Annotated in this window: 17 protein-coding genes; 11 read left to right on the top strand and 6 right to left on the bottom strand. The window is 54.9% G+C overall.

The window, feature by feature from the left end; translation table 11 throughout:
* The first annotated feature begins 25 nt into the window (after window positions 1–25).
* The 3 genes from BN8_RS01065 (at window position 26) to BN8_RS01055 (ending at window position 3876) form a co-directional block, all read left to right on the top strand.
* A complete protein-coding gene (locus BN8_RS01065) occupies window positions 26–1633 on the top strand; it encodes an McrB family protein (protein ID WP_009279910.1) in 1608 nt (535 codons plus the stop codon).
* 42 nt (window positions 1634–1675) lie between these two features.
* Entirely contained in the window at window positions 1676–2722 is a 1047-nt protein-coding gene (locus BN8_RS01060) for a galactitol-1-phosphate 5-dehydrogenase (RefSeq protein WP_009279909.1), read from the top strand.
* Between the two features lie 71 nt (window positions 2723–2793).
* Window positions 2794–3876 (top strand): acyloxyacyl hydrolase, encoded by a 1083-nt coding sequence (locus tag BN8_RS01055; protein ID WP_009279908.1) that lies wholly within the window; start codon window positions 2794–2796, stop codon window positions 3874–3876.
* A gap of 26 nt (window positions 3877–3902) precedes the next feature.
* Here the strand turns inward: BN8_RS01055 and BN8_RS01050 are convergent, their stop codons facing one another.
* A complete protein-coding gene (locus BN8_RS01050; RefSeq protein WP_009279907.1) occupies window positions 3903–4397 on the bottom strand; it encodes a hypothetical protein in 495 nt (164 codons plus the stop codon).
* 131 nt (window positions 4398–4528) lie between these two features.
* Here BN8_RS01050 and BN8_RS01045 point away from each other — a divergent pair, with 131 nt between their 5' ends.
* The 4 genes from BN8_RS01045 (at window position 4529) to BN8_RS01030 (ending at window position 7817) form a co-directional block, all read left to right on the top strand.
* Window positions 4529–5296 (top strand): hypothetical protein, encoded by a 768-nt coding sequence (locus BN8_RS01045; protein WP_229367621.1) that lies wholly within the window; start codon window positions 4529–4531, stop codon window positions 5294–5296.
* Between the two features lie 68 nt (window positions 5297–5364).
* Entirely contained in the window at window positions 5365–5607 is a 243-nt protein-coding gene (locus BN8_RS01040) for a TraR/DksA family transcriptional regulator (protein WP_009279905.1), read from the top strand.
* Window positions 5608–5972: 365 nt separating this feature from the next.
* Entirely contained in the window at window positions 5973–7355 is a 1383-nt protein-coding gene (locus BN8_RS01035) for an NAD(P)/FAD-dependent oxidoreductase (protein ID WP_040005213.1), read from the top strand.
* Window positions 7356–7421: 66 nt separating this feature from the next.
* The gene (locus tag BN8_RS01030) at window positions 7422–7817 is read left to right on the top strand and encodes a hypothetical protein (RefSeq protein WP_009279903.1); all 396 of its coding nucleotides are present in this window, start codon (window positions 7422–7424) and stop codon (window positions 7815–7817) included.
* Window positions 7818–7844: 27 nt separating this feature from the next.
* Here the strand turns inward: BN8_RS01030 and BN8_RS01025 are convergent, their stop codons facing one another.
* Together BN8_RS01025 and BN8_RS01020 are read right to left on the bottom strand one after the other, a co-directional pair.
* Window positions 7845–8369, bottom strand: a complete 525-nt coding sequence (locus BN8_RS01025; protein ID WP_009279902.1) for a 2'-5' RNA ligase family protein — start codon at window positions 8367–8369, stop codon at window positions 7845–7847.
* Window positions 8370–8372: 3 nt separating this feature from the next.
* A complete protein-coding gene (locus BN8_RS01020; RefSeq protein ID WP_009279901.1) occupies window positions 8373–8816 on the bottom strand; it encodes an OsmC family protein in 444 nt (147 codons plus the stop codon).
* A gap of 196 nt (window positions 8817–9012) precedes the next feature.
* Between BN8_RS01020 and BN8_RS01015 the strand changes: the two genes are divergently transcribed.
* The 3 genes from BN8_RS01015 (at window position 9013) to BN8_RS01005 (ending at window position 12127) form a co-directional block, all read left to right on the top strand.
* Entirely contained in the window at window positions 9013–9783 is a 771-nt protein-coding gene (locus tag BN8_RS01015; protein WP_009279900.1) for a hypothetical protein, read from the top strand.
* Between the two features lie 160 nt (window positions 9784–9943).
* Entirely contained in the window at window positions 9944–10822 is an 879-nt protein-coding gene (gene lipA / locus BN8_RS01010; RefSeq protein WP_009279899.1) for a lipoyl synthase, read from the top strand.
* Between the two features lie 87 nt (window positions 10823–10909).
* Window positions 10910–12127: a lycopene cyclase family protein gene (locus BN8_RS01005; RefSeq protein WP_009279898.1), complete on the top strand. Its 1218-nt coding sequence runs from the start codon at window positions 10910–10912 to the stop codon at window positions 12125–12127.
* Between the two features lie 3 nt (window positions 12128–12130).
* On the opposite strand, the gene BN8_RS01000 is transcribed toward BN8_RS01005, so the two are convergent.
* The 3 genes from BN8_RS01000 to BN8_RS00990 all read right to left on the bottom strand — a co-directional run bounded on the left by BN8_RS01000 (window position 12131) and on the right by BN8_RS00990 (window position 14963).
* Window positions 12131–13597 (bottom strand): gluconokinase, encoded by a 1467-nt coding sequence (locus BN8_RS01000; RefSeq protein ID WP_009279897.1) that lies wholly within the window; start codon window positions 13595–13597, stop codon window positions 12131–12133.
* 132 nt (window positions 13598–13729) lie between these two features.
* Window positions 13730–14629, bottom strand: coding sequence for a DUF2167 domain-containing protein (locus tag BN8_RS00995; protein ID WP_202806382.1), 900 nt, complete (start codon window positions 14627–14629; stop codon window positions 13730–13732).
* 121 nt (window positions 14630–14750) lie between these two features.
* Window positions 14751–14963: a hypothetical protein gene (locus BN8_RS00990; RefSeq protein WP_009279895.1), complete on the bottom strand. Its 213-nt coding sequence runs from the start codon at window positions 14961–14963 to the stop codon at window positions 14751–14753.
* Between the two features lie 265 nt (window positions 14964–15228).
* On the opposite strand from BN8_RS00990, the gene BN8_RS00985 reads away from it, so the two are divergent.
* Complete coding sequence (locus BN8_RS00985) at window positions 15229–16827, top strand: FG-GAP repeat domain-containing protein (RefSeq protein WP_009279894.1); 1599 nt, start codon at window positions 15229–15231, stop codon at window positions 16825–16827.
* The last annotated feature ends 45 nt before the right edge of the window (window positions 16828–16872 follow it).

Below are 16872 nucleotides of genomic sequence, written 5' to 3'. Positions count from 1 at the left end.
GAATTGACAAATTATCCCGAATTCAGTGGTACTTGACAACCCTCAGCAACTGCTTCTTGACCGGATTAGCGAGATTGGCCACCCCGAGGCCATCCGGCGGTTCTTTGGGTTACTCAAAGAGTTGATCGACATCGTCAACCTGCCCAACGGCGACGCCCGGCTGGCGTTTTCGACCCGGCGGGGTAAGGCTACCATTTCGGCCGACATCAATTTTTTTCTGGCGCTACGTATTCATAAACCCCGCCGGGGCGAGGTAGAATACTGGCTGACGGTCAAGAAGTCGTGCCAGGATCGGCTGGCATCTCTTGAAGAAGTGGTGTTTGAGCCGTTAACCGAAAAGTCGGACTATCTGTCGGTTATCATTGGGCAGTCCAACGCGCACTTGCTCTACCATCCGGTCCTGCGCACCTGCTGGGAAGATTGCCTGCTCGAACTGGTAGAAAGCAACAAACGCGGTCCGCACCTGGCCCGGCATAACTCCGACATCTACGAAGCAGCCGAAGACGAAGCCCGACTCAGTGACCTGATCCGACTGGCTCAGGACCCAACGCTCGACAAGCACTCAGGTGTCGACCGCTCGTTAAACGGCCACCATGCCGAAGAGCCGGAAGCAGATTACATCCCCCAACCGTCGGCTCCCGACCAGCCTCGCAACCTGATTCTGTATGGCCCACCCGGTACGGGTAAAACGTTCGCACTGCAACCGTATTTGCAGGACGGGAAAGCGAGTTTGATTACGTTTCATCCGTCGTACAGCTATGAGGAATTTGTGGAAGGCATCCGGCCGGAGGTGGTGGGCAATCAGGTTAGTTACCGGGTGCGGAAAGGTCTCTTTTACAAGGCCTGTCTGACGGCCGTACAGCAGGCCGGATACGCCACGCTGGCCGACTGCCTCAACGACTCGGCCGACAACCGACGTCGGCGCCTGCAACAGGCCCCGCCCCATTATCTGCTGATCGACGAGGTTAACCGCGCCAACGTAGCGAGTGTATTCGGTGATCTGATCACACTTTTAGAAGATAACAAACGGCTCGGGGCTGATCATGAACTCTGGCTGACGCTGCCCTACTCGCAGGAGCGGTTCGGCGTGCCGGCTAATCTGTTCGTGATCGGTACGATGAACACCGCCGACCGGTCGATTGCCCTGCTGGACATTGCCCTCCGCCGGCGGTTCTGCTTCCGCGAAATCGTGCCCGATCCGGCTGTGCTCAGCACAGTAGAAAGTATTGACCTACCGGTTTTACTACAAACCATAAACGACCGAATTGAGTATCTGCTCGACCGCGACCACCAATTGGGTCACGCGTACCTGACGGGTCTCGAAACCACGGCTGATCTCTGCGACGCCTTCCGTTACCGAATCATACCGTTGTTGCAAGAATATTTCTTTAACGATTGGGGTAAGATCCAACTGGTACTGGGCGACAATCCGGCCTGGGGAAAGCTACCTGAACAGCGGCTGGTCTGGATCAGGAAGAAGTACACGCCGACAATGGCCGCCAGCCTGTTTGGCGAAGTCCCCGACACGGCCGACGACGTAGTGACCTATGAGATCAATCCGCACCTGCTGCGGGGTGAGTACGAGCAGATCCCGAACGAAGCGTTTGTCCATATTTACCAGAAACCGACGTAGTGGCTTGCGGCCTGTACTACGTTGGTCCAACTGTATAAACTCATGAAAGCTCTTGTTCTGACCGAATACAATCACCTTTCTGTGCAAGACCTGCCCAAGCCGACCATCAAGCCCAACGAGGTGCTGGTACGGGTGCAGGCAGTTGGTATCTGCGGCTCCGATGTTCACGGCATGGACGGTAGCAGCGGACGCCGAATTCCGCCCATCGTGATGGGCCACGAAGCCTCGGGTATCATTGCCGAAGTGGGCGACGACGTCCGTGGCTGGTCGGTAGGCGACCGCGTTACGTTCGATTCAACCGTGTACGCCCTCGATGATTGGTACAGTCGCCGGGGCATGTATAACCTCAGCGACGGCCGCGAAGTGGTAGGCGTCTCGACGCCGGATTTTAAACGGCAGGGCGCGTTCGCGGAGTTTGTGGCCATTCCTCACCACATTCTGTACGCCATTCCCGACAACGTATCATTTACGCAGGCCGCGCTGGTCGAACCCGTGGCTGTGGCCCTGCACGCCCTCAGCCTGACGCCCATCCAGGTCAACGATTCGGCAGCCGTGGTGGGCGCGGGTATGATTGGCCTGTTCATCATTCAGGCCCTGAAACTGGCCGGTTGCGGAACAATTATCGCCATTGACCTAGACGACGACCGGCTCGCACTGGCCAGGAAACTCGGAGCCACCCACACAATCAACGCCGGAGCGTCGGACCGCAAATCGCCGGACGTAGCCAAGCAGGTACAGTCGCTCACGCACGGCCGCGGGGCCGACGTATCTTTTGAAGTGGTGGGGGCCGGTCCGACCGTTAAAACCGCCATCGACTGTGTTCGGAAAGGAGCGACCGTAACGCTGGTCGGCAATCTGGCCCCGTCGGTCGAGATACCGCTCCAAGCGGTTGTGACGCGGCAACTGCGATTGCAGGGGTCCTGCGCGATCAACGGCGAATACGAAGCGGCTCTGGCGCTCATTTCGTCGGGTCGTATCAACGTTGAAGCGATCCTGAGCGCTGAGGTACCGCTGGAAGAAGGAGCCGACTGGTTCAAGCGGCTCTACGAGAAAGAGAAAGGTCTGATTAAAGTGGTGTTGAAACCGTAAATGCGCCTGGGGCTTGGGGCAAGGGGCTCAGAGTAAAAGTTGCCCCAAGCCCCAGGCTCTTCGCCCATACCATGAAAGCGCTATTGCTTCTAACCTGGTTAGGGTCAGTGGCTGATTTCACTGAACCAGACTCCGTGTTACGTCAGATCGGTGTACGCGCTCACACTGGCTTTATCATTCCACACGCAGCCGATCTGAAGGAGATTTCTCGATCGCGGCCCGTAGGCATTGAGCTGACATACAGTCGTATGGCCATTACCCAGGAAGCCTATGAGCGTTGTAACTGCTTTGCCCGCATTGGTGGGTACATCAACTACGTTGCGTTCAACAATCCCCCCGAACTGGGACGTACCATCGGCCTGGGTGGCTTCTTCGAGCCGTTAATCAACTACCGAAAGCCGCTTTATTTTTCTGTTCGGGCCACGGCGGGGCTAGCCTACCTGACGCGAGTGTACAACGCTGAAACGAATCCGCGCAATACGTTCTTCAGCCACCCGCTCAGCGGGCTGCTGGCCTTGTCATTCAAGACGCATCTTCGTCTGACGCCCCGGGTACATGCCGAACTCGGGGCCAACTACAACCACATTTCCAACGGCGGTACGCGCCAGCCCAACCGGGGTATGAACTTCCCGACGGTGTCGGTGGGCGTTACGTATCATCCCGACCAGACATCTTTCCCCGATGCGCGCCATTGGGCCCGTCCGGCCTTATCCCGTCGATTTGTAAAGCGAGTTCTCGTCTTTGGCTCCATCCGGACGGTTCCGCAAACGGCCCTTTTTCCTGAGAAAGCCGAACCACTGTGGGGCCTTACGGCCACGGCTGGCTACCGCGTCAGTCGACTAAGTGCGTTTACGGGTGGGCTGGAGTTCGCTGATGATGGCTACACGCGTGAACAACTCCGGCGCGAAAACCGCGACGTCGACCATCGGCGCATGGCGTTGCTGGGCGGCTATGAATTATGGCTGGGTCGGTATGTTTTTTCAACGCATCTCGGCTACAACGCCTACCAGCCCAGCCAGTCCCGCAGCGAACGCGTATTTCAGCGGTATCAACTGCTTTACACCCTACAGGATCGGTGGATACTGGGTGTTGGCCTGAAAGCGATCCTGAACACCGCCGAAGGTTTTGACGTGCGGGCGGGCGTCCGGTTCTAGCCGGAACCAACGTAGTGGACCAATGCTTATTTTTCAGCCTCCTTACGCGCTTCTTTAGCCTTCTTCGTATTGGCTACGCGGGGCTTTCCATCTGCCGATGCCTTCAGCTTTTTGGCATTGGTGGCTTTTCGCTGAGCGGGTGTTAGTTTTTCCCAGGCTTCGGCGGGCAAATAGCGGGCCGTTTTATCCCCTTTGTCGGCAGGTTTGCCGTCTTCGGTCCGCCAGTCCTGATCGGTCCATTCCTCCAGATGCTTCTGCGATTCGGTACGCTCCCTGCTCTTGTAGTCGCCCCCGGCTTTCTCGTATTCGTGGGTGAGTAGCTGGGCTTTCCGGGCGCTCCATTGGCCGGATTTACCACCTTTGTCGCCCTGCATAATTTCATTTTTCAGCTTCTCGCGCAGCTCCGGATCGGTATAGTTGTCATCCGATTTCTTCGAACGGCTGCTTGCTTTGGGCTTTGCATCTTCTTTCTTCACTTTGGAAGCGGGCTTCTTCTCATCCTTCTCGATTTTGGTCGCCATTGTCGTTTGCTGATTAGTGATCAACCGTTAACCAATTGTGCCCGAAAAAGTTGACAGTACCAGTCTACACTCAATCGCCATTCTAACCATTCGATAGCTTTTGAGTTAAAATGACTGACGGCGTTATGAAAATGAAACAAGTACGTGAAGCATTATGGGTATTCTTTCTGCTGGCTCAGTCGATGACCGGTCTGTCGCAGGGTAACGGCAAATCGGCGGCCGATACGACCGGTGCTATTATTGAACGTCCGACCCGCGCTACGCTCATTGCCGAAACCGACCAACGATTCTTCTTTTTCAGCGACTCCCGCAACGAAGCTAACCGGTGGGTACCAATAAATGTCTGGGGAGCCCGGGTAGGTATGCTGCTCCCGGCGGCCTACAAAATTGGGCTTGGTGTCTATTACGCCAACCAGCGGATCAGCAAGCCCGGCCTGATTCCCGAAACGTCGGCGTCAGTCCGGCGTCAGCTACGTTACCTGACCGCTTATTATGAGCCGTATCTGTTCCGCAAAAAGCTGTGGGAACTAAGCCTGCTGACCGAGTTGGGCTGGGGCTACTCGCAATACGAACGCGTCGACAACCCGGCACTGGAACAGGAAATTGCCAAGGGGAATTTTATGCCGGCAGGTCTGGGCGTCTCGTTCTCGGTAAAACTACCACCCATCCGTGGGTTCCGGCCCATCCATTGGTTCGGCGTGAACTTCCTGTCCGGTTACCGGTTCATCCTAAAAAAAGACATTCCGGCGAGTCAGATCAACTACAATGGTCTATATTATTCCATTGGTCCAGCCTTCTTCCTCGACCGCTTCACCGCTGATTTCCGGGCGTGGAACAAACAACGGAAAGAGCGCCGAAACGAAAGAAAAAAATTAAATAAAATTAATAAAAACGGCTAATTAGTAGTCATTTAATAGCACTATTTCCTGAATTTGACTGTTATCTCAATGTACTACTCAGCAACGTTATGTATTGTATTAAGTGCGGTCAACCGATTCCCGAAGCTCGTCTAAAGGCTGTTCCCAGCACCAGGACCTGCGTTCGTTGTTCGTCAGCCCAGCGTGTTGCTGGTTTCCCGCTTATCACGGGTAAAACGGAGTACTCGGCTCTACAGATCGTGTCGCAGCAGGAGGCTCAGCAGTTGCACAAGATGGGTGCCCGGCGCGGTACGGGTGCCTCTACCTATATGAAGAAAGAGAAGCGGACGTAGTGCCGCCTTTATCACCGTAACTTTATCTATCTTGCCACACCACGAAGCCACGTTAGCGGCCGGTTCCTACGGGAATCGGCCGTTTTTGATTTAGGCCGGTCCGGCTTATCCTGGCTGATAGCGAATACCGGCGGTCAGACGTACCGTCAGACCGAGTAAGACCAAGAATAAAGTTCCCACCTTAGGTCTGACGTTACGGCTGACCGGAATTAAACGATGATAGAACCTCCCCCTTCTGACTGACGGTACGTCAGAGCGAGCTTAATTATGCTCGTTTTGTGCTTCAAATGCTTGCTACAAATAGTCGGTTTATCTGTCAGATAGGCGACATACAAACTGCCGACAATTGCGTACATTTAGCCACTATGCGCCATATCGTTATCCTCGGCAACGGCATATCAGGCATTACGGCCGCCCGCGAAATTCGCAAACACAGCGATGACCAAATTACGGTCATTTCTTCCGAAACCGATCACTTCTATTCCCGAACAGCCCTGATGTATATCTACATGGGCCACCTCGAATACCACCATACCAAACCGTATGAAGACGGCTTCTGGAAGAAGAATCGGATTGAACTGGTGCGGGCTGAGGTCAAATCCATTGATTTTGATCAGAAGCACCTAACGCTCAATCCTTCGGTTACAGAAGAGGGACTTTCGGCACCCAATGCGGCCGGGATAAGCTACGATATATTGATTCTGGCGGTGGGGTCAAAACCCAATTTTTTCGGATGGTCGGGCCAGACGCTTGCGGGCGTTCAGGGGTTGTACGGCATTCCGGATTTGGAGCGCATGGAAGCCAGCACCAAAGGTATCAAACAGGCAGTGGTCGTTGGTGGGGGATTGATCGGCATCGAACTGTGCGAAATGCTGCTGTCGCGCGGCATTCACGTTACGTTTCTGGTGCGGGAGAAGAGCTTCTGGAACAGCGTATTACCCGACGAAGAATCGGCGTTGGCGAGTCGGCACATTCGGGAACATCATGTAGACCTGCGTATACGAACGGAACTGAAGGAACTCCTCGACGACGGCAGCGGGCGTGTGCGGGCAATTGTGACAACGGCCGACGAAGAGATACCCGCACAGTTCGTAGGCATTGCCGTGGGCGTTAGTCCTAACATCAACTTTTTGAAAGATACCCCACTGGAAACCGACCGGGGCATTCTGGTGAACGAGTATCTGGAAACCAACCTGCCGGATGTCTATGCCATCGGTGATTGTGTGCAGCACCGCACTCCGCCCACCGGTCGCAAGCCACTGGAGCAGATCTGGTATACCGGCCGGATTATGGGCGAAATCGTCGCGCAAACCATACTGGGCAACCGTACAACCTACCAACCCGGTGTTTTTTTCAACTCGGCCAAGTTCTTCAATATTGAGTACCAGACGTACGGCCTGGCCCCGGCGCACCTCCGCGACCATAGCCACCTCCGGACCTTTTATTGGGAACACGCCGATGGCCGAAAAGCCATGCGCTTTTATTACAAAGCCGACGACCAGGTCATCGTAGGGGTCAATACGGTTGGCATCCGGCAACGGCAGGAGGTCTGGACCCGCTGGATCACCGACCGCCGAACCATTCAATACGTACTGGAACACCTGCCCCAGGCTAATTTCGACCCGGAGTTTTACAAACAGCACGAAGCCGAAATCCTGACTAATTTCAACGCGACAAACCCGGGGAACACCATACGGCTGAAGGCAAAAAAGGGGTTATTTAGCTGGCTGAGCGAACAGATCAGTTAAGCAACATACATCCCTCCAGGTACGTAGCGTTTATGAGTCGCAGTGGGTCAGAACTTACAATCAGTTATGAAAAAAATAGTACTTGCAGGGTTTATTAGCCTGTTCAGCACGCTGGCATCAGCTCAGGTATTGGTCGGAGGAGTTAACATTAATGAGAAAGACATTACGTACTGCCAGATGATTGGTTCGAATCGGGCGGGTGGGTTGTCGACAACCCGCATCTGGATCGACTACGGCCAGCCCCGCTTTGCCACCAATCCCTTCAACCAACCAACAATTAGCGGTCCCGACGGCGTTCCTATTGACTTTGCCACGGTTATTGCCGCCCTGAACTTCATGACCCGCAACGGTTGGGAGTTAGTCTCGTGGCAGTTGGCGTCCGACAAAGAAGGTGGCGAAGGCCGGTTCGTTTATCTGCTCAAAAAGCGCGAGAATCAGGCCAGCCAAAACCAAGGAAAATAAACGCAACCCTGTTTTTAGGCGGGTGCATCAGACCCCTGTGAACATAAACTGGTTCGCCACCTCCCAACCCTGACCGGTATGGCGAAGCAGTGCAAACGCGTCGGCGGTGAACGTTCGGTCGTATTGTTGCGCGGAGAAGTAGGCCCAGGCTTCGGGAAAGGCGGCCTGGGTCAGATCCCGAAACGCAACAGTCATGTGGGGGTGAAAAGGCCGTCGGTCCGGCTCGATACCGTACGTCTGGTAGCCAAATTCCGCCAACTGTTGCTGACAGTCCGATAAGAATTCGCTGGGTAGAACGTTGACAAAAATGACACGTCGGCCAAAGCGGGCGAAGTCACGTAGCGATACTACGAACGGCACCTGCCGGTCAGCCGCCGTCTGCAACGCAGTGAAGTCCGTCCGGTCGCTGCGAAACGGTGGAATCAGCGTAATATGCGGGGGCGACCGGAGCGCATGGCCGGAGCCGAACCGTTCCAGTGCCGTTTGTTTGAAGGCCGTTACCTCCCGCTGGATGTCGGCAGGAGATAACAGGGCAACGAAATAAAGCTGCACGAATCAGACCGCTTCCGCAACCTCCCACCGGATTGTTACGTCCTGTATAATATCCGGATGCAGGCTGATGGCGACTGGGCAGGTATGCGCAATCTTTTCGAGCCGGGCGCGGGTTTCGTCGTTGGGCAGGAAAGGGCCGTCGCTGTTGTTGGGCCGGAGCGTCAGTTCGATCTCGATACGGGCAATGCGCCGGGGGGCATCGCTGGACATCACCTTCGTGACCGACAGCTCACTACCCTTCAGGTCAATTCCATCGCGACGGGCGTTGATTCCCATGGTAGTGATGATGCACGTACCAAGTGCGTTGGCAACAAGATCCGTGGGCGAAAACGCTTCCCCGCGTCCCTGGTTGTCGGTGGGGGCATCGGTATTGATTTTGGTACCCGATTGCAGGTGCGTACATTCGGTGCGCAGATCGCCCAGATAGTCAATGTGAATCGTTGGCATAGGATTCGAGATTCAGTTTTTGGGTAAACAGCCGGTCAACAACGTGCGTATGCAACCAGGATCAACTGTGGTAACTGGCTGACCGACTGAAATTACCCAAACATAAAAATTAAGAATTGGTTACCCTAATAGTGCTACTGCCTTATGTTGGGAATTGATTGAATTTTAGTACTTTTAATTCACGATTTTTACAAAAATGCGAACGATATACAAAGCACTGAGTGTAGCACTGGGCTGGTGTCTGCTGGTTGCTGGCGGGGTTTCGGCACAGAACCTCGACTCAGAAGAAGATAATTATCAGACCATCACCACCTACGGCGTTACTACCAACACTAACTCCGGTATTCTGGGCGGTTTTTCGTTCCGGCAGGCTAAACTGTTGCCCACTCAGTTGTTCGGCATGAAGCAGTACCGGTACCTTAGCGTGGAACTGGTCAATGTGAAGCACCCGAAAGAGTTTCAGTCAAATAACGGCATCACGGGTTCACGCTACATCGACGGGAAGCAGAACTACCTGTTCGTGCTGCGGCCACAGTATGGCCGGGAAGTGAAGCTGTTTGAACGCGGACCCGACGAAGGCATCGCCGTAAGCGGCATTGTGGCCGCCGGGCCGTCGCTGGGCATCATCAAACCGTATTACGTACAGATTCAGGAAGGCAACCAGACCCGCACCGTTCCCTACTCAACACTGGCTACAATTGGCGCAACGCCCGTTGGCTCCGGGGGGCTGTTTCAGGGAATTGGCCAGTCGAAACTAACGGTCGGGATCAACGTAAAAACTGCCCTCAGCTTCGAACTCAGCACATTCCGCAGCAACACAACCGGTATCGAGATCGGCTTCCTGGCCGAGCTTTTTCCGCAAAAAATCATCATCATGCCCGGCAACAACCCCGCCAATCCGGAGGAGGGCAACCGGAGCTTCTTCACATCCGGCTACGTAACGCTCTACTTCGGATCAAAGAAATAAATTTTGAAGGAGAAAGGGAGGAGGGAGGAAAGGAGAAAGGGGACTATCCAATTCCTTTCTCCTTTCCTCCCTCCTCCCTTTCTCCCCTTTCCTTCCTTTCCTCCTTTATCTTGAACTTTACGGGCGGAAAAGTAATTTTGTTGGAAAGGATTGTGGAGCCATGATCGAACTACCTGTAATACCCTCCGAACAACAACGTAAGAAAAGGCCGGACTGGCTGCGTGTGAAGCTGCCGATCGGCCCGGAATACGCCAAAGTTCGAAAACTGGTCGATACCTATAAACTGCATACCATCTGCGAGAGCGGCAACTGTCCGAACATGGGCGAATGCTGGGGTGCCGGTACGGCCACGTTTATGATTCTGGGCAACGTCTGTACCCGGAGCTGTACGTTCTGCGCCGTAGCCACGGGTCGGCCCAATGAATACGATACTGACGAGCCCCGGCGCGTAGCCGAAGCCATCGTGCTGATGAAGGTCAAGCATGCCGTGATTACGTCCGTTAACCGCGACGAACTGAAAGATCGGGGTGCCGAAATCTGGTACCAGACCGTTCGGGCTGTGAAAGAAGCTTCGCCAGCGACAACCATCGAAACCCTGATTCCTGATACCAAAGGGAACTGGGAAGCCCTCACCCGGATGATTTCGGCCGGGCAGGAAGTCGTATCACACAACATGGAAACTGTGGAACGCCTGTACCGCCGGGTGCGGCCGCAGGCCCGATATGAACGCAGCCTCGAGCAGATTCGCCGGACCAAGGAATACGGCCAACGTACTAAATCGGGAATCATGCTCGGCCTGGGCGAAACGCACGACGAGGTGTTTAAAGCCATGGACGACCTGGTTGAAAACGGCCTGGATATCCTGACGCTCGGGCAGTACCTGCAACCGACCAAAATGCACCACGAGGTAATCGAGTGGATTCACCCCGATACGTTTGCCATGTACCGCGAAGAAGGCCTGAAACGCGGCCTGAAATACGTTGAATCCGGACCGCTGGTACGGTCGAGCTACCATGCCGAACGACATGTGCTGGTGTAGATTTAACAGAAGAGTTGCAAACAATTCGGCGTAACTGTTATTTAGTAGTAAAGTCCGGGCGATCCGTTCGGACTTTTCTTTTGCCGCATGAAAAAATACGACTTCATCATCGCCGGGGGCGGCATGGCGGGTTTAAGTCTGGCGTATTACCTGAGTCAGTCACCGCTGAGCGATCGCTCGATCCTGATACTTGACCGGGACTCTAAAGATCGCAACGACCGCACCTGGTGTTTCTGGGAACGAGATGCCGGACCGTTTGAGTCGATTGTGTTCCGTAAATGGCGGACGGTCGATTTTCATGGCACTACCTATGCCGGGCCGCTCGATCTGGGCGACTACCAGTATAAAATGCTGCGCGGTATCGACTTCTATGATTTCATGCGGGAGAAACTCAATGCACACAGTAACATTGAGTTTCAGCAGGCAACCATCAACCGGATCAAGGACACCCCGCAGGGTGGGTTTGTGATCGCCGACGATGAACCTTACATCGCCGATTATGTCTTCGACAGTACGTTTGCCCTGAAGATGAACCAGCCCGAACATCACAACTTGCTGCAACATTTTCGAGGGTGGGTGATCCGTACTGAAAAGCCGTGTTTTGACCCCGAACGCCCCCGGATAATGGATTTTCGGGTGGAGCAGCACGGCGATTGCCGATTCGTTTACGTCCTGCCATTCGACGAACGGACGGCGCTGGTCGAGTTTACGCTGTTCAACGATAAGCTCCTGACCGAAGAAGAATACGAAAATGTACTGCGCCGGTATATCGAACAGCATATCGATACGGGCAGTATCATCAGGGGGCAGGAATGGCTTAAGGAGGCCGGTCCATTTGATCAGCAGATCGACACCACAACGTACCAGATCAGCGAGGTCGAAACCGGGGTCATTCCCATGACCGATGAGCCAACGCAGGAAAACCCCTCCGAACACATCGTCCGAATTGGTACGGCGGGCGGTCATACTAAAGCATCGACGGGCTATACGTTCCAGCGCACGCAACGTTACCTGCGCGACATTGTGCAAAACCTGGTGGATACCGGCAAACCCAACCGCAACCCTGCCTGGTTCGACCAACGGTTCAAACTCTATGACAGCGTTTTTCTGAACGTGCTGGAGAAACACCGCCATCCCGCCGACGACGTGTTTACGCGGGTTTACGTGGAAAACCCGCGTCGCGTTTTCAAGTTTCTCGACGAAGACACGCGGTTGATCGAGGAACTCCGTCTGTTCACGACCATGCCCTGGTGGCCATTTACCGCGGCTTTCTTCGACGTTATACGTCGGCGGTGGTTTGGGTAGCGGCTACTCCACCGTTTCGATCGCTTCCTGAAAGCGTCGGAGAACGTCCCGGTACAGGCGGTGCCGGGATGCGTTAGGCTCGAACGTAACGCCAAATTCGACCCGCTCGGCGGCTTCGTCCAGTGACTTGACCAATCCGACGGCTTTCATGGTCAGGAGGATGGCCCCGATAGCGCCACTCTCGTTACTGGCGTTGAGCCGCACGGGAACCCCCGCCATATCGGCCAGCATCTGCACCCAGAAGGCCGACTGGGCAAAGCCTCCGTTGGCGTGAATAACCCGCGTAGCGCCGATCTTCGTAGCCAGCAGCTCATTGATGGTCAGCAAATTCAGCAGAACACCTTCCAGTGCTGCCCGCACGAAATGGGCCTGCGTGTGCTGCCAGTCGACGTGCAGATACGCTCCGCGCGCGTGGGCATCCCAGAGGGGAGCACGTTCGCCCTGGAGGTACGGCAGAAAGAGCAACCCATCAGCTCCGGCTGCTACCTCCTCCGCCTGCGTCAGTACAGCCTCGGTCTCCTGGCGCATGAACCGCTCTGAAAGCCACTCCAGTACATTCCCACCGTTGTTGGTCGGCCCGCCGACTACGTAGTAGCCTTCGTCTAATATGTAGCAGAACAGTCGGCCCTGCGGGTCGCGCAACGGTTGCCGAACCGTCTGGCGAATGGCTCCGCTGGTGCCAATGGTCAGCGTAGTGATACCAGTAGCTACGGCCCCGGCTCCCAGATTAGCCAGACAGCCATCCGAGGCCCCAATCAGCAACTCAACACCCACCGGCAAACCCAGCGCCGATGTCCAGGTATTGGATTGCAATGGCCGGCGGTGCGTAGTAGGTACCAGCGCCGATAGCTGGTCCGGCCGAACTCCCGCAAACTGCATAGCTTCCTCGCTCCATTGTCGACTGGTGGCATTGAACAGGCCACTGGCCGTGGCAATGGAGTAGTCAACCTCAAACGTACCGGTCAACCGAAACCACAAAAACTCCTTGATAGACCCAACATGAGCCGACCGACGAAGCAACCTGGGGTCGTTTTCGCGCAGCCACGCCAGCTTACAGAGGGGTAACATGGGATGAACAGGCACCCCCGTCTGCTGATAGAGGAACTGACCGAGTTTATCAGGCCCTTTCCGAAGGTCGTCGGCCTGGGCTTCGGCGCGGTTGTCGGACCAGACAATGGCCTTGCTGAGGGGCTGTCCGTCAACATCCATAGCCAGTAAACTGTGCATGGCTGAGCTAAACGCTACGTGTGTGATGGTGCTGCCATCGGCGTCCACTTCGCGGCTTACTTCCGCCATCACCCGGCTCAATGCCTGCCAGATTTCATCAGGGTCCTGTTCAGCATATCCCGGTTCGGGAGTAAGGGTAGTAACGGTTGATGACGCATGGGCAACAATCCGGCTCAAATCCGCCGACATGGCGAGGGCTTTGACATTCGTGGTTCCGATGTCGACCCCGACAAAACAGTTCATACCGCGACAGGTGGGTTTTGGTGGCTATACAAACGCAAGTTTGGGCAAAGGCGGCATAAAACAAAAAGCCGGATGCCATCCTCTTGCGACAGCACCCGGCTTTCTGACCGGTTTCGTAACAGAACCAGTCAATTACGAAACTTCTCCTGCTGGTTCATCCACTACTTTTTTACCACCCAACAGCTTACGCAAAGCCGATAACCCTCCGGCAACACCGATCAGAATCAGCTTCCAGAACTTGGCAATCAGGGCAAAGAACCCGACTTTGGCCAGCACTTTTCCAGCCACCAGCCCGCCGATCCCGACAGCCGCTACCTCGTCCAGCTTCGGATCGAAATCGGTGTATTTATTTCCGGATTCAAACGCTACGCTGCCAATTACGCCCGGAATCTGCTGCTTCACAGCCGCCAGTTCGTTCATACCGGCGATGGCATTCAGGCTGATAACGCCTTTGCGACCCAGAATCCGTACGTCGTAGTTGAGCGTATTGACCGTAGCACTGTCGCCGAATTTGATTTCCTTGGCCCAGTGCAACACCTTATGTTCTTTGTCGTAGAACGGGGGCGATGCCCAGCCGACGAGTGCAATGGACTGATAGCCATTTTTTACGCGGTCGGCACTTTCTTCTTCCGTGCCTTCCTGCATGTCTTTCAGTAGGTCGTTGTAGTCAATTTCATCAGCGTCTTCATCCTTCACGTAGCCCATCTCGTCGTAGGTGACGTTGAACGCCCACGACTGCTCGGCCAGTGGTCCGCCCTGCTCCGGAAACAGCATACCCTGCGTAGAGGAGGATACATCGGCTGGGTTACCCCATAGATCGACCAGCACCCGGCGGCTCTGATCGGCATCCAGAAACTTGAATCCCTTGGGGACTGTCAGCTTCGCCATGCCGTTTTTAAGCGCGATGACGCCCGTCTGGTAGGTAAACGTACGGTTGATGGAATCAATTACGGCCTGATCGGCATCGGTTTGCGCGAACAGAAGCGCAGGAACTGCCACCAGACAGCTCATTATCAGTAAATACTTTTTCACGGAGGTACGAATGGTAGTATGTAAAACTGTATGTAAAAAGGCCATAAGTCAACATATTCCCAAAAATCGGCACGCGTATTTATTATGCGTAGTCCTCCGCCCGATGTAAGCTAGTCTGTTGTCAGTCGATTATTTCTCCCCGTTTGAGCAATGTCTTATACTCAACGCTGGACACAAGACAATACTCATCAAGGGGCCACTTTTCCCACTGCTTTTTCCGCTCCATTGATTGAGTAGCTTCCTCCAGGTTGACAGCCGTAAGCTGGTCGAATGATTGCCATTTGTGGGTTGACGTAGTGCTGATTGGTCGAATCAGTATAGTATACGTTTGCATGATAAGTGATACAACTAAAGTGCAGTAATGTTACTCAAGTATATAGACGTTGAGACTATCACTTGGTCATGGTTACTGCTTCACTATTTTTCGTTTAGTCAAGACTTGATCCGCCTTGTCTGTTCGATCGTGCCCCTTACAGTCTATGTCAGTGGCAGCGGTGATCGCTCATGTTCATGGTTTTAGTTCGTGTTTACCGATAGTCTGATAGCGGCTGCTGTGATCGCTTTTCGCTCTAACGGCTCAAAACTGTTACATTTGTTAAATGTCGTCTCTGCGTCTTCTTGCTATTCTGATTACTACGCTGCTCATACAGACCGGAATGATGGCCTGTCGGTCGTCGTCGGCCTCCGAAACGGCCACGCCCAAAGCTACTCAGTTGACAGGCCAACAATTGGCGCAGGCCCATTGCAGTAGCTGCCATCAGTTTCCCGATCCGTCGCTGCTCGATAAGGCAACCTGGCAGCAGGGGGTTTTGCCCAACATGGCCGTACGGCTTGGGGTTTCTACCGAGCAGATGGCTTTTTATTCGACGATCGCCGATCCGGCCGAACAGCAACGCGTGATCGCTTCCGGGCTTTTTCCAACAACGCCGGTGATTCACCCCTCCGACTGGCAAAAGATTGTAGCCTACTACCAGACCGAAGCGCCGGATACGCCCCGCCCCCAGCCCGCCCACCGTCCTGTTCAGGCTGAACTCCCCCTCTTTCTGGTGCAGACCCCAACCGGCACGCTCAATGGTATGGTTACACTGCTTCAGTATGACTCGCTGTCGCATCGCATCTGGGCTGGTGACCGGTCGGGCCACCTCTATGCATTCAATGACCGGCTGGAGCGACTGGATACGGTCCGGGTCGGCAGTCCGCCTGTCGGTTTGCGCACGAACCGCGACGGTAGCCTCGACCTGCTCGCCATCGGCCTGATGGACCCCAACGACCAGCAGACCGGCGAGTGGCTTCACCTGCCGAATCCCCGGCAACCGGCTACGTCCCGCATCCAGACCCTGCAGCGGCCCGTACACGCGGCCTTTGCCGACCTGAACCGCGACGGGCGCGAAGACGTAGTGATCTGTCAGTTTGGGCATTACCTCGGGCAACTGACCTGGCATGAACAGCTATCGTCGGGGTATAAAGCGCACGTAATTGAGGCCGTACCGGGTGCCCGCCAGACCATTATCCGCGACGTAGACGGCGATCAGTGGCCCGATATTGTAGCGTTGCTGACGCAGGGCGACGAGCAGGTGGCCGTGTTCTACAACCTGCGCAATGGCTTTTTTCGGAAAGAAACCGTGCTTCGGTTTCCGCCGATCTATGGCTCCAGCTACGTAACTCTATCCGATGTTGACCGCGACGGCGACGAGGACCTGGTGTACACCAACGGCGACAACGCTGATTATTCGATCGTACCGAAAGCATACCACGGGGTCCGTATCTTTCTGAACAACGGTCAGTTCCGCTTTAAACAAGCCTGGTTTTATCCGATGCACGGTGCCAGTCAGGTTATAGCCCGCGACTTTGACCAGGACGGCGACATTGATCTCGCGGCCATTGCTTATTTCCCGGATTTTACGCAGCAGCCTAATCAGGGGTTTGTCTATTTCGAGAATGAAGGTAAGCTCAGCTTCCGGCCCCGAACATTCGCCAATGCCGGTCGCGGGCGCTGGCTGACGATGGACGCCGGGGACGTCGATCAGGATGGCGACGAGGATATTCTGCTGGGATCATACTTCCAGCCGGTGAACCCCAAATACCGCGACATGATGGAAAACTGGCGCAAGCCGGGTACGGGCATTACGCTCCTGCGGAATTCGTTGCGGAAAAGCATAGCTGGTGGCAAACAGCATCTGAACACGGCCTTTCGATAATACCAACAGAGCAGAGACTCGTTGTACGTCGTAGAACGATCAGCC

This window comes from Fibrisoma limi BUZ 3 (assembly GCF_000296815.2).
GTDB classification, from domain to species: Bacteria; Bacteroidota; Bacteroidia; order Cytophagales; family Spirosomataceae; genus Fibrisoma; species Fibrisoma limi.
The sequence above is the reverse complement of the archived record's forward strand: the minus strand, read 5'-3'. Positions and strand labels throughout refer to the sequence as shown.